The 13,130-nt window shown below is 60.2% G+C and carries 12 protein-coding genes; 5 read left to right on the plus strand and 7 right to left on the minus strand.

Annotated elements, in window-relative coordinates; genetic code table 11:
- Window positions 1-7: 7 nt before the first annotated feature.
- The 4 genes from ACA044_RS15520 to pssA form a co-directional block, all read right to left on the minus strand.
- Complete coding sequence (locus ACA044_RS15520; protein ID WP_497447229.1) at window positions 8-769, minus strand: SDR family NAD(P)-dependent oxidoreductase; 762 nt, start codon at window positions 767-769, stop codon at window positions 8-10.
- Between the two features lie 23 nt (window positions 770-792).
- The gene (locus tag ACA044_RS15525; RefSeq protein WP_497447132.1) at window positions 793-2,451 is read right to left on the minus strand and encodes an AMP-binding protein; all 1,659 of its coding nucleotides are present in this window, start codon (window positions 2,449-2,451) and stop codon (window positions 793-795) included.
- Window positions 2,452-2,727: 276 nt separating this feature from the next.
- Window positions 2,728-3,744: an AraC family transcriptional regulator gene (locus ACA044_RS15530; RefSeq protein ID WP_497447230.1), complete on the minus strand. Its 1,017-nt coding sequence runs from the start codon at window positions 3,742-3,744 to the stop codon at window positions 2,728-2,730.
- A gap of 255 nt (window positions 3,745-3,999) precedes the next feature.
- Window positions 4,000-5,343, minus strand: a complete 1,344-nt coding sequence (gene pssA / locus ACA044_RS15535) for a CDP-diacylglycerol--serine O-phosphatidyltransferase (RefSeq protein ID WP_497447133.1) — start codon at window positions 5,341-5,343, stop codon at window positions 4,000-4,002.
- A gap of 216 nt (window positions 5,344-5,559) precedes the next feature.
- Between pssA and ACA044_RS15540 the strand changes: the two genes are divergently transcribed.
- Both ACA044_RS15540 and ACA044_RS15545 read left to right on the plus strand, forming a co-directional pair.
- A complete protein-coding gene (locus tag ACA044_RS15540) occupies window positions 5,560-6,123 on the plus strand; it encodes a TetR/AcrR family transcriptional regulator (protein ID WP_497447134.1) in 564 nt (187 codons plus the stop codon).
- A 56-nt stretch (window positions 6,124-6,179) separates the two neighbouring features.
- On the plus strand, window positions 6,180-6,656 hold the full coding sequence (locus tag ACA044_RS15545; RefSeq protein WP_497447135.1) for a nuclear transport factor 2 family protein: 477 nt from the start codon (window positions 6,180-6,182) through the stop codon (window positions 6,654-6,656).
- Between the two features lie 58 nt (window positions 6,657-6,714).
- Here the strand turns inward: ACA044_RS15545 and sfnG are convergent, their stop codons facing one another.
- A complete protein-coding gene (gene sfnG / locus ACA044_RS15550; RefSeq protein WP_497447136.1) occupies window positions 6,715-7,809 on the minus strand; it encodes a dimethylsulfone monooxygenase SfnG in 1,095 nt (364 codons plus the stop codon).
- Window positions 7,810-8,190: 381 nt separating this feature from the next.
- On the opposite strand from sfnG, the gene ACA044_RS15555 reads away from it, so the two are divergent.
- Together ACA044_RS15555 and ACA044_RS15560 are read left to right on the plus strand one after the other, a co-directional pair.
- Window positions 8,191-9,429 (plus strand): acyl-CoA dehydrogenase family protein, encoded by a 1,239-nt coding sequence (locus tag ACA044_RS15555; protein WP_497447137.1) that lies wholly within the window; start codon window positions 8,191-8,193, stop codon window positions 9,427-9,429.
- A gap of 181 nt (window positions 9,430-9,610) precedes the next feature.
- Complete coding sequence (locus tag ACA044_RS15560) at window positions 9,611-10,390, plus strand: TSUP family transporter (protein WP_497447138.1); 780 nt, start codon at window positions 9,611-9,613, stop codon at window positions 10,388-10,390.
- Here ACA044_RS15560 and nudC read toward each other — a convergent pair.
- Both nudC and ACA044_RS15570 read right to left on the minus strand, forming a co-directional pair.
- The gene (gene nudC, locus ACA044_RS15565) at window positions 10,358-11,188 is read right to left on the minus strand and encodes an NAD(+) diphosphatase (RefSeq protein ID WP_497447139.1); all 831 of its coding nucleotides are present in this window, start codon (window positions 11,186-11,188) and stop codon (window positions 10,358-10,360) included. The genes ACA044_RS15560 and nudC overlap by 33 nt on opposite strands.
- A gap of 6 nt (window positions 11,189-11,194) precedes the next feature.
- On the minus strand, window positions 11,195-12,007 hold the full coding sequence (locus tag ACA044_RS15570; protein ID WP_497447140.1) for a crotonase/enoyl-CoA hydratase family protein: 813 nt from the start codon (window positions 12,005-12,007) through the stop codon (window positions 11,195-11,197).
- Window positions 12,008-12,336: 329 nt separating this feature from the next.
- On the opposite strand from ACA044_RS15570, the gene pncA reads away from it, so the two are divergent.
- Window positions 12,337-12,966, plus strand: coding sequence for a bifunctional nicotinamidase/pyrazinamidase (gene pncA / locus ACA044_RS15575; protein ID WP_497447141.1), 630 nt, complete (start codon window positions 12,337-12,339; stop codon window positions 12,964-12,966).
- Window positions 12,967-13,130: the final 164 nt, after the last annotated feature.

Raw genomic sequence — 13,130 nt, forward strand, 5'->3', positions numbered from 1 at the left:
ATCCTCCTTATTTCGCGGCCATGCGCAGGGCACCGTCGAGACGGATCACCTCGCCGTTGAGCATGCTGTTTTCTATGATATGCCTGACCAGCGCGGCGTACTCGCTCGGCTTGCCCAGACGCGGCGGAAACGGCACGCCTGCAGCCAAAGACTCACGAACTTCCGGGGTCATGCCGGCCATCATCGGCGTTTCGAAAATGCCCGGGGCGATGGTCATAACACGGATGCCGAAACGCGCCAGTTCACGGGCAGCGGGCAAGGTCAGGCTGGCAATCGCGCCTTTCGAGGCCGAATACGCGGCCTGGCCGATCTGGCCGTCGAAGACCGCGACCGAGGCGGTGTTGATGATCACGCCGCGCTCGCCATCTTCATTGGCTTCGGTTTCGGTAATGGCCGCCGCGGCCAGGCGCAGCATGTTGAAACTGCCGATCAGGTTGACGTTGATCACCTGGCTGAAGCTGGCCAGTGCATGGGGGCCGTTCTTGCCGAGGATTTTCTCGCCACGGACGATGCCGGCGCAGTTCACCAGCCCATTGAGACTGCCAAACGCTTTGACCGTCGCCTGCACCGCCGCTTCGGCCGCTGCTTCATTACTGATGTCGGCCACCACGCTTTGCGCACCGAGACGTGCAGCCTGCGCCGCGACGGCTTCGGCGTTCATGTCCACCAGCATCACCTTGGCACCGGCGGCGACCAGCATTTCAGCGGTGGCGGCACCGAGGCCGGATGCGCCGCCGGTGACGAGAAAAACCTTGTTTTCGATCTGCATCATTTGTTTCCTTGGATTCAAGCTTAAACGTTCTTCGCCGCGGCCTCTTGAGCTTTGGCGATTTCTTGGTTGCGCAAGATAAAGCGCTGCAATTTGCCGCTTGGGGTTTTCGGCAATTCGCTGACAAATTCGATTTCACGGGGGTACGCGTGCGCCGCCAGACGCTTGCGCACGTGTTGGCGCAGTTCTTCGGCCAACTCGGGCGCGGCACGGTATTGCGCGCTGAGCACGACGAAGGCTTTGACCAGCTCGGTGCGTTCCGGGTCGGGTTTGCCGACCACCGCCGCTTCGACCACCGCAGGGTGTTCGATCAGCGCGCTTTCCACGTCGAACGGGCCGACGCGATAGCCAGAGGTGGTGATCACATCGTCACTGCGGCCGACGAAGCTGATGCTGCCGTCCGGGTTCCACTCGACGGTGTCGCCGCTCAAGTAATAGTTGCCGACGAAGGCCTTGGTCGGTGCGCCTTCGTAACCGCCGAACCAGCACATCGGCGACTGGGTACGGTCGATGGCCAGAATGCCCGGCTGGCCGACGCCCAGTTCTTTGTATTCGTTGTCGAGTACCACGATGCGGTGGCCCGGCGAGGCAAAACCGGCAGCGCCGACATGCACCGGATGATCGAGACCGTGGTGATTGCACAAAACCATGCCCAGCTCGGTCTGGCCGTAATGGTCGTGAATCACCACGCCGAGGTTGTCGGCGAACCAGCGGATCACCTCCGGGTTCAGCGGCTCGCCGGCGCTGCTGACGATGCGCAGCTTGCCCTTGATCGAACGGGCGAATTCGTCGCCACCGGCAATCAGCAAGCGATAGGCCGTCGGCGACCCGGTGAGGTTGGTGATCCCGTATTTGTTGATTACCCGGCAGGTGCTTTCGAGGGTGAACGGGCCATCGTAAAAGGTGATCGGATGCCCCATGGCCATCGGCCCGGTGACACCGAAATAGATGCCGTAGGCCCAGCCCGGATCGGCGACGTTCCAGAATGCGTCTTCCGGGCGCAGGTCTACGGCGTCACGGGTGTAACTCTGGAACGCGACGATTGCCTTGAGCGGCACCGACAGCGCTTTCGACGGGCCGGTGGTGCCCGAGGTGAACATCAGCAGGAACGGGTCTTCGCCGGTCAGCAGTACCGGTTCGCAGACGCTGGAGTAGTTGGCCAGTTCGGCCCAGAAACTGAAATCACCCCGAACAATACCTTGGCCCTTGGGGCCGCCGACGGTGACGATGGTCGGGCAGTCGGCCACTTCAGCGAGTTTCGGGCGGTTGACGGCGTCGGTGACCACCAGTTTGGCGCCGGAACTGCTCAGGCGGTGTTCGATGGCTTTGGGGCCGAAGGCCGTAAACAGCGGCTGATAGACCGCGCCAATGCGCCAAGTGGCAAATACCGTGATCAGCAATTCGATGTTACGTGGCAAGAGACCGGCGACTTTATCGCCCTTCTTCACGCCTTGCGCGAGGAGGAAATTGGCGAAGCGTGCAGCTTTGTCCTGCAAATCGCTGAAGGTGTAGGTCGCGCTGGCGCCGTCGTGGCCTTCCCAGAACAGCGCGATGCGCCCCGGCAAGGCATGCCGGTCGCAACACTCGACGCAGGCGTTGAGCGCGCTCAACGACCCTGTGAGCGCGGCCTCGACGGTGTGCTGATAATTGAACTGTGACGTGGCAGACAAGTAATCGCGCATTGCCAGAATCCCTGTGTATTTTTATTAGGTTGGGGAACCGTAAATAACAGGGAAATACTCGCTCTGCGCGGGGAGCGGGACAATGGTCAAAGCTATCAAGTTGTGTGACTGGTTTGGCCAAGGTTCAAGGAATGCGTCGCCTGGGCTGACGCCTTCGCGAGCAAGCCCGCTCCCACATAAGTTTTGTGTGGGTTGCAAATAGGTGGGCAGACACAATTTCACTGTGGGAGCGGGCTTGCCCGCGATGGCGCCAGATCAGGCACCACACAATCCGGATCAGCTCGCCTCGTTAAGAATCAAACTCCGATAATGCCCCGGATTAGACCCCGACCACTTACGAAACGCCTTGTAGAACGAGCTGGTATCGGCAAACCCTAAACGGGTGGCGATTTCGGCGAAGCTGATGGCCGGTTCGGCCAGCCAGACGATGGCCAATTCCTTGCGCACACTGTCCTTGAGCCCCTGATAGGTCTGGCCCTCTTCAGCCAGGCGGCGGCGCAGGGTCGAGGCTGACATGCACAGTTGCTGCGCCAGCGCCTCGGTTTCCGGCCAATGCTCGGCGGGCAGTTGCCGCAAATCGTGTTTGATACGACTGGCCAGGCTCTCAGGATCGCGATACTTGACCAGAATATTCGCCGGCGCATGGGCGAGGAATCGCTTGAGTTCTTCAGGGCTGCGCTTGATCGGCAAGTCCAGGCAGTCAGCGGAAAAAATCATCCGCGTGCGCGGCCGGTCGAATCGCAGGTTCTCGGAGAACATCACCTGATAGTCATCGCAAAAATCCGGCGCCGGGCAACGCAACTCAATGGCCAGGATCGGAATACGCCGCCCCGCCAGCCAGCAGGCAACGCCGTGGACGATCATCCAGTAAGTGAAATAGGTGAAGGCGCGGCGCGGGTCTTCGTCGTCCTCCAGCAGGACGATTTCTGCCAGGCTTTGCTGGCGAACCAACTGCGCAGGCATGCGCTCAAGCATCAACGACAGAAAGCTCAGGCCCGACGTCAGCCCGGCGGCCAGGGTCGGCTGAACCATGGAGCAACGACACAGAAACTCGAGGCTGCCGGACTTGAGCTTGCGCGGGTCCATGCCAAAAAACTCATCGTCCCGGCGCTGGGCCAGCAAGCGCCACAGCCGCGCGTACGCGGTGGCCGGAACCCGGGCATCGGTGGTTTCCAGCAGCGCCGGATCGATGCCAACCTTGTTCAACACCTCTTCGGTGGCGACCCCCGGGGCGCAACTTTGCAACAGTGCTTCACGCACCAGTTGAATGGCGATGGTGTCTTTTTCCGACATTGCGTGTTGCAAGCCCTGTTCTTGTTTGAGTGGTGGGCATATTAGCGCAGCCTCAGCCCGGCGCAGATCCCTGTAGCAGCGGGATAACAGTCAACATTGATGTCGCCTGACACTCCGCTTTCGCGAGCAAGCCCGCTCCCACAGTGGGTTATGTGTCGGTCACACAATTGTGCATCGACTCAAATCCACTGTGGGAGCAGGCTTGCTCGCGAAGGCGTACTCACCGGCAACACCCCCGCCCCGCCGTGTTAACTCTCACAAAATCCGATACAACAACCGCTCGATCCGCACCCGACTCACGCGCTTGAGAAACTTGGCCACCCCCGCCGGGTAATCCGGCAGCGTTTCCAGATCCTGATAGCGCTCAATACGCCGGGTGTGCCGGAAAATCTCCGCCAGTTCATTGCCACGCGGCTCCAGCAGCTCCCCTTTCGGATCATCGATCAGCAACGCGTTTTCCAGGTCGAGACGAAACGCCCGCGGGTTGAGGTTGTTGCCGGTCAGCAAGGTGTAGCGCTGATCGATCCACATGCCCTTGAGGTGATAGGTGTTGTCGCCATCCTTCCACAAATGCAGGTTCAACTTGCCACTGTCGATGCTGCGCTGATGACGCTTGGCGAAGCGCCGCAGGCTGATCTCGTAGAGGTACGGCAGCGCCGCGATCACCTTGAACGGCTCGCTGGGCGGAATGTAGAAGTCGTTGGCGGTTTTGTCGCCGACGACGATATCGATCTTCACGCCGCGAGCCAAGGCCCGGTTGATTTCCCGGGTCACTGCCAGCGGCAGGTTGAAGTACGGCGTGCAGATGGTCAGCTGATGTTGCGTGCTGGCGATCAGCTCGCAGATCACCCGGCTCAACGGGTTGTTCTTGCCCACACCGAGCAAAGGACTGACCGATAAGCCGCCCTTCGCCATGCTGCCCTGCGTAGTGTCGTACGCCGCGTGCTTGAGACGGCTGCGCAGGTCACCGATGTCGTTGCGCAGGCTGCGGGTGGTCGGCAGGTTCGGCAGGTCGAGGCGATGCACCGCTTTGGAGGCGATCAGACCGTGCTGAATCAGGTGCTGCATCGAATCGGCCAGCGCGTGGTTCTGCAGCAGGTGATAGCGGTCGAAACGGTACTTGTCGAATTTATGCAGGTAAACGTTGTTCAGGCTCGCGCCGCTGTAGATCACGCAATCGTCGATCACGAAACCCTTCAAATGCAGCACGCCGAACAGCTCGCGGGTCTGCACCGGCACGCCGTACACCGGCACTTCGCTTTCGTGGGTGCGGGTCGTCTCCTGATACCAGGCCGAGTTGCCCGGCTGCTTGCCGGCACCGATCAAACCACGCTGGGCGCGCAGCCAGTCCACCACAACCACGACGTCCAGTTCCGGACGGGCCAGTTTGGCGGCGTGCAGGGCATCGAGGATTTCCTGGCCGGCTTCGTCCTGTTGCAGGTACAGCGCGACGATATAGATACGCCGGGTTGCCTGAGCGATCTGCTCCAGCAGGCAACGTCGGAACTCGGCAGCGCCAGAGAGGATGGTGACGGCATCGGCGGTCAGCGGAAAACTGCGCAGTTTAGGCAGCAGAGAGCGTTTGAAAAGCGACGGCATAGGGCTCGCAAAGGGTCGAATCCGAAGAACCCGAGAGCTTACACCATGGATTGCCTTGGGTCTTGTTAGTGTCTGTAAAGACCCCTTCGCGAGCAAGCCCGCTCCCACATTTGAAATGCGTTCCCCTGTGGGAGCGGGCTTGCTCGCGAAGGCAATCTCATAGGCACCAAAAATAACCGCTTGACCATGAAGAACGATCATTCTACTGTCCGCCACATGAACGAAATCACTAGCAGCGACACACGCGACATCATTCTGGATGTCACCGAAAAGTTGATCTACAAAAGTGGCATCGCTGCCACCGGCATGGATCTTCTGGTGAAAACCGCCGGCGTCTCCAGAAAAAGTATTTACCGCTACTTCGCCAACAAGGAGGAGCTTGTCGTCGCGGCCCTGCAACGCCGCGATGTGCGCTGGATGCACTGGTATCGAAGCGAAGTCGGCAAGGCACAAACCCCGGCCGGCCGGCTACTCAACCTGTTTACCGTGCTCAAGGCCTGGTTCGCCTCCGAAGGCTTCCGTGGCTGCGCATTCATCAACACCAGCGGCGAAACCGGCGATGCGCAAGACCCGGTTCGCCTGGTCGCCAAAGACCACAAACAAAAACTGCTCGACTACGTGCGCGAGCTCTGTACCGAACATGGCGCAAAAGACCCGCAGATGCTGGCCAGACAGCTGCTGATCCTGATCGACGGTGCCATTACCGTAGCGCTTGTAATGGGTGATCACAGTGCCGCCGATCATGCGCAATGCATGGCGCGAAAGTTATTGGACCTGTAACACTTTCAATAAGCCCGACAACTTGCCTGAACGTTAATTTGATAGGAAGACCTTATATGTCTACTGGCGAAATTCGTCCGCCATTGCCGCCGTTTTCCCGTGAGTCAGCCATCGAAAAAGTTCGCCTGGCCGAAGACGGCTGGAACTCCCGCGACCCGGAACGGGTGTCCCTGGCCTACACCCTGGACACCCAGTGGCGTAACCGCGCCGAGTTCGTCCACAACCGCGAACAAGCCAAAGGTTTTCTGACCCGTAAATGGGCCAAGGAACTGGACTACCGACTGATCAAGGAACTCTGGGCCCATGGCGACAACCGCATCGCCGTGCGTTACGCCTACGAATGGCACGACGACTCGGGCAACTGGTTCCGCTCCTACGGCAACGAGAACTGGGAGTTCGACGAGAACGGCCTGATGTTCAACCGCTACGCCTGTATCAACGACATGCCGATCAAGGAAAGCGACCGCAAGTTCCACTGGCCGCTGGGCCGCCGGCCGGATGATCACCCGGGATTGTCTGACTTGGGCCTGTAACTTCACCGAGATCCATGTGGGAGCGGGCAAGCCCGGCTCCCACAGGGTTTTATGGTGTTCAGGCTACCGCGGTCTGATGCTTGATGGCCGCCTTGGCCTCCAGCTCCCGCACCAACGGCAACACCCGTTTGCCGAAGTATTCCACCTCTTCCTGAAAGTGCAGAAACCCTGCCAGCACCAGATCCACGCCCACGGTTTTCAACGCGACAATCCGCTCGGCAATTTGCTGCGGTGTGCCGATCAGGTTGGTCTTGAAGCCGTCGTTGTATTGCACCAGATCTTCAAACGTCGATTTGGCCCAGTTGCCCTCGCCCTCCGGCGACGCCCTGCCCGCCTGCTTGGCCGCATCGCCAAAGGCGTTCACGGCCTCCGGGTCGGCCTGATCGATGATCTGCGCCAGCACCGCCCGCGCCTCTTCTTCGGTGTCGCGGGCGATGACGAACGCATTCACCCCAACCTTCACCGAATGATTGTTCGCGGCCGCTTTCGTGCGGATGTCGTCAACCTGAGCCTTGATGCCTTCGGGGGTGTTGCCGTTGGTGAAGTACCAGTCTGAAACCCGCGCCGCCATATCCCGGGCCGCACGGGAACTGCCGCCCTGGAAGACTTCCGGCTGGCCCAGCGGCTTGGGTTTCAGGCTGTAGTTGTCGAAGCGGTAGAAATCACCGCGAAAGGTGAAGTTGTCCTGGGTCCAGATGCCCTTGAGTGCGCGGATAAATTCTTCGGAACGGCGATAACGCTCGTCGTGCTCCAGCCAGTGTTCGCCGATGGCCTGAAACTCGCCCTTGAACCAACCGCTGACAATATTCACTGCCACCCGGCCATTGGTGAGTTGATCAATGGTTGCCAGTTGTTTGGCCGCCAGCGCCGGCTGCCATGGCCCCGGCAGGATCGCCGCGATCACTTTCAGTTTGCTGGTCGCCGCCAACAGCGCGTGGCTGAAGGCAACGGATTCATGCTGGAACTCGGCACCATAACCGGCGGTGAAACGAATCTGGGTCAGGGCATATTCGAACCCCGCCTCTTCGGCCAGTTGCGCCAGTGTGCGGTTGTAGTCGATGCCCCAGTGGGTGCGCTGCTCGATCTTGCTGACCACCAGCCCGCCACTGACATTCGGTACCCAGTAGGCAAATTTGACGGCTTGCTGACTCATTGGCGTGTCCTCGGGTTTTCAGGGAAGTCCTGAGGTCAGAGCAGCAACCGTGCCAGCGCTTGAATCGCGGTTTGTGACACGACCGTCTTGAGTGGAGCGAGGTACCTGTGGGAGCGGGCTTGCTCGCGAAGTCGGTTCAACATTCAACATCTTAATTGGCTGACATACCGCTTTCGCGAGCAAGCCCGCTCCCACAGGGATCTGGGTGTGCCTAAGGCAATTTGCTGATGCACTGTTGGCACAGCAACAATTCAGGCCACGCCGAAATCCACGACATCCAATAAACCATGGCCTGCGAGCTTCGGCATGGACCGTGCAATCGCCCCTGGCATGCAACGCCTTTTACTGCCGAGCTTTTTTACCAAGCCAAGGAGCTGTCCCATGACCGAACATCAAGTCATCAACCCGCTGTCCACCGGTACTGACTATGAAACACTAGCCGAACGTTTTCGGCCGATTTTCCAACGCATCGCCGCCGGTGCCGTTGAGCGCGAACAAAGCCGCAGCCTGCCGTACGAGCCGATTCAATGGCTCAAGGAATCTGGCTTCGGCGCGGTGCGGGTTCCGGTGGAATATGGCGGTGGCGGCGCGTCCTTGCCACAGTTGTTCGAGCTGCTGATCGAACTGGCCGAAGCCGATTCCAACGTGCCGCAAGCCCTGCGCGGGCATTTCGCCTTTGCCGAGGATCGTTTGAACTCACCACCGGGGCCAGACCGGGATCTGTGGTTCAAACGCTTTGTCGACGGTGACCTCGTCGGCAATGCCTGGACCGAAATCGGCGCCGTGGCGATCGGCGATGTGATCACCAAAGTCTCGCCCCACGGCGATCAGTGGCAGCTCAACGGTGAGAAGTTCTACAGCACCGGCAGCATTTTCTCTGACTGGATCGACGTGTACGCCCAGCGCAGCGATACCGGCGGCGATGTGATTGCCGCCGTCCGCACACACCAACCCGGGATCGTGCAGAGTGATGACTGGGACGGTTTCGGTCAGCGCACCACCGGCAGCGGCACCTCGCGGTTTACCGAGGCCGAGGTGGACGCCGAGAACATCATCGACTTCGCCACCCGCTTCAAATACCAGACGGCGTTTTATCAGTTGGTGCTGCTGGCGACCCTGGCCGGGATTGGCCGCGCTGCGTTGCGCGATGTGGCGCATCAGGTGCGCGAGCGAAAACGCATCTACAGCCACGGCAATGCACAGCGGGTCAGCGAGGATTCGCAAGTGCAGCAGGTTGTCGGTGAGGTGGCGGCGTGGGTGTATGCGGCCGAGGCCAGCGCCTTGAAGGCTGCGCAACCGGCGCAGCGGGCTTATCTGGCGCGTTTCTCGGGGGATGAAGCGCTGGAGCGCGCGGCGAATGTGGCGGCGGAAATCGAATCGGCCAGGGCTCAGGTGGTGGTCTCGGAGTTGATCCAGAGGGCCACCACGACGCTGTTCAATGCCCTTGGGGCATCCGATGTTCGCGAAGGCAAATCGCTGGATCGGCACTGGCGTAATGCCCGGACCGTGTCTTCGCACAATCCGGTGATCTACAAGGCGCGGATTGTCGGGGACTGGGCGATTAACGGGACTGAGCCGCCGTTTGTGTGGCAGATCGGTAATGGGCCGCAGCACAAATAATGTGTCGTCTGGGCTAACGTCTTCGTGGGCAAGCCTCGCTCCTACAAGGGCACATGCATCACCTGTAGGAGCGAGGCTTGCCCGCGAATGAGCCAGACGGGTCGCCGCAGAGTTTGGATGTGGGTAAGATACCAGCCCTTCCCGCAGCCCTTTCCTGCGCCCTGCCAAATAAGCCCATTTCATGCCTTTCGAACTCAGTGTTGACCTCACCACCCTGGCCGTTCTGGCCCTTGTCGCTTTCATTGCCGGTTTCATCGACGCCATCGCTGGCGGTGGCGGTCTGTTGACCACCCCGGCGCTGCTGACCGCTGGCCTGCCGCCGCACCTGGTGCTGGGCACCAACAAACTCAGTTCGACCTTCGGCTCGGCCATTGCCAGCTTCACCTTCTACCGGCGCAAACTGTTCCATCCACGCCAATGGATGCACGCCATCGTCGGCACGCTGGTGGGTGCACTCACCGGCGCCATCGTCGCTCATTACTTGCCGGCGGAATGGCTGAACAAGATGCTGCCGGTAATCGTTTTCGCCTGCGGCCTGTACCTGTTGTTCGGCGGCACGCCGAAGGCGCCGCTGGACAGCGACGCACCGATCAAGAAAAAGTGGCAATCGACCCAAGGCTTCAGCCTCGGCTTCTACGACGGCGTGGCCGGCCCTGGAACAGGTGCGTTCTGGACCGTCAGCAGCCTGTTGCTCTACCCCATCGACCTGGTCAAGGCCAGCGGCGTGGCGCGCAGCATGAACTTCGTCAGCAACATCGCGGCGCTGTCGGTGTTCATATTTTCCGGGCAGGTGGACTGGATCATCGGCCTGAGCATGGGCTTGTCGGTGATGATCGGCGCCTTCTTCGGCGCGCGCACCGCCATCAACGGCGGTGCGAAATTCATTCGCCCGGTGTTCATCACCGTGGTGCTCGGCTTGACCGTCCGGTTAGCCTGGCAGCACTGGTTCAGCGTGGCCTAAGCGCCGCGCCACGTAAACGTCGATCAGGTAACGGGCAATCGAGCGCGACGCCGGCAACGGCGGCAGCTCGTGCACGTTGAACCACTGGGCATCTTCGATCTCGTCTTCCTGGCAGACAATCTCCCCTGCGGCGTACTCGGCGTGAAAACCGAGCATCATCGAATGGGGAAACGGCCAGCACTGACTGCCCATGTACTGGATATTCTTGACCTCGATCTGCACCTCTTCGCGGACCTCGCGAATCAGGCAGTCCTCGGCCGACTCACCCGGCTCGGCAAACCCCGCCAACGTGCTATAGACCCCAGTGACAAACCGTGGCGAACGGGCCAGCAAAACCTCGTCACCACGGGTCACCAGCACGATCATGCTCGGTGAAATGCGCGGATAGTGGCGTAAATCGCACGGTTCGCAGTACATCGCCCGCTCACGCGGCAGCTGGATCATCACCTGCCCACAGTTGCCGCAAAAACGGTGCTCACGGGCCCAGGTGCCGATTTGTGCGGCATAGCCAAGCACCTTGTAGACGGTGTGATCGCTGTCGAGCATGAACGCCCGCAGACCTTTCCAGTTACAGCCCGATACTTCGCTGTGGCTGCGCAGCTCCAGCAGGTAGACCGGCTCGCCATCCAGGTGCCCTATGCCATGCTCGGCAAGAATCGACAGCTCCTGACGCTTGAGCCATTCCCGTGGAAACAGCGCGCCATTGTCATCGAACAAAAAACCTTCGGGGCTGCGCGCCACGGCCCAACCGCCGGGTTGATCGGTGTCCAGTACTGCAGTGGTCCAGCGTGAAGTCATGGTTAATCAATCCAGAAATTCGGGTTTCTGTTTGCTCATATGGGCGGCCATGGCCACGCGCAGATCGGTGGATTGCAGCATGGCGGCGTTCCAGGTGGCGACGTATTCGAGACCGTCGTCGATGCGATGATCGCGCATATAGCTGATCATCTCTTTGGTACCGGTGACGGCAATCGGCGACTTGCCGGCGATCTCACGGGCAATGCCCATCACGCCTTCAAGCAGGCCGGCGGTGTCGCTGTAGACGCGATTGACCAGGCCAATGTTGCGCGCATCAAAGGCGCCAAAGGTGCGACCAGTGTAAGCCAATTCACGCAGCATGCCGTCACCGATGATCCGCGGCAAGCGTTGCAAAGTGCCCACATCGGCCGCCATGCCGATGTCGATTTCCTTGATGGAAAATTGCGCATCCTCGGCCGCGTAACGCATGTCGCAGGCCGAAATCAGATCAATGGCGCCGCCCAGGCAATACCCCTGAATCGCCGCCAGCACTGGTTTGCGGCAGTTATCGACGGCATTGAACGAGGCTTGCAGCGCGAGGATCTTGCGCCGCAGCAGACGCGCATTGCGACCGACATCCTTGCCCAGTTGATTGGCCACACCGGCCAGCATCATCAGGTCTATACCGGAGGAAAAATGCTTGCCGGCGCCACTGAGCACCACCACCCGGACTTCATCGGTATCGTCGATCCACTGGAAAATCTCGATGATCTCGCTCCAGAACGCAGCGTTCATCGAATTGATCTTTTCCGGGCGGTTGATCTGCACATGGGCGATGTTATCGGCCAGTTCGACGCTGAAGGCGGTGTATTGAGACATGGCAGGAATCCTTTACCGGGCAGAATATGAGGCCCGAACTATAACAAGGCATCAGTGCCGGCAGTAAGGCAGCGGTTCGGCCAAATGCGGGACTACTCCGGGTTCTGTGGTGTCTGGACTGGCCTCTTCGCGGGCAAGCCTCGCTCCTACAGGGGAAAAATGAACGTGCGACCGACACATAACCTGTAGGAGCGAGGCTTGCCCGCGAAGGCCACACCGACGATCCAACGGCCTCACTTACACAAACGCAGCCATTTCATGAACCGACTTAGCGCGCGAGCGAAGTTGTCACTATGCTTGCGTCTGACATTCCAAGGAGGAACCTACCCATGCCGATTTCTTCACGCTCAGCCTTGCTGGTTATCGACGTACAGAGCGACTTCATTCCCGGCGGTCAACTACCGGTGCCGGAGGGTGACCTGATCGTGCCCTTGATAAACCGCCTGGGCCGCCAGTTCAAACAGGTCATCATTGCCCAGGACTGGCACCCACCCGGCCATGCCTCATTCGCTTCCAGCCACCCGGGCCGCAAGCCTTACGATGTGATTCAATTGCCTTACGGCGAGCAGACGCTCTGGCCTGAGCATTGCGTGCGAGCCACACCCGGGGCCGAGTTCCACCCGGAACTGGACCTGCCCCACGCTCAACTGATCATCCGCAAGGGCTGCAACCCGGACATCGACAGTTATTCGGCGTTTCTGGAGGCGGATCGAACGACGACCACAGGGTTGGCCGGGTATCTGAAGGAGCGCGGCATCGACACGGTTTACATGGTCGGACTGGCGCTGGATTTTTGCGTGATGTTCTCCGCGTTGGACGCACGGTCGGCGGGGTTCAATGCGTTTGTGGTGATGGATGCGTGCCGGGCGATTGATCTGGACGGTTCGCTGGCGGCAGCGATTGAGCGGATGCAGGTGGCGGGAGTTGGGTTGATTGAGTCTGCCGAATTACTCGACTGAATTGCAGATCGTTCCCTCGGTCCCGCATGCTTTGTAGCAGCTGCCGAGCCCGCGAGGCTGTGCAGCAGTCGTAAAATCAGGCAATCGGTTTCTTCAGGAAGACCGTGTTCGCCGGATTTGCGAGGACTTCGTCCTCGAACGCAGCCTCGCGGGCTCGGCAGCTG

It is taken from the genome of Pseudomonas sp. LBUM1673, from assembly GCF_059695645.1.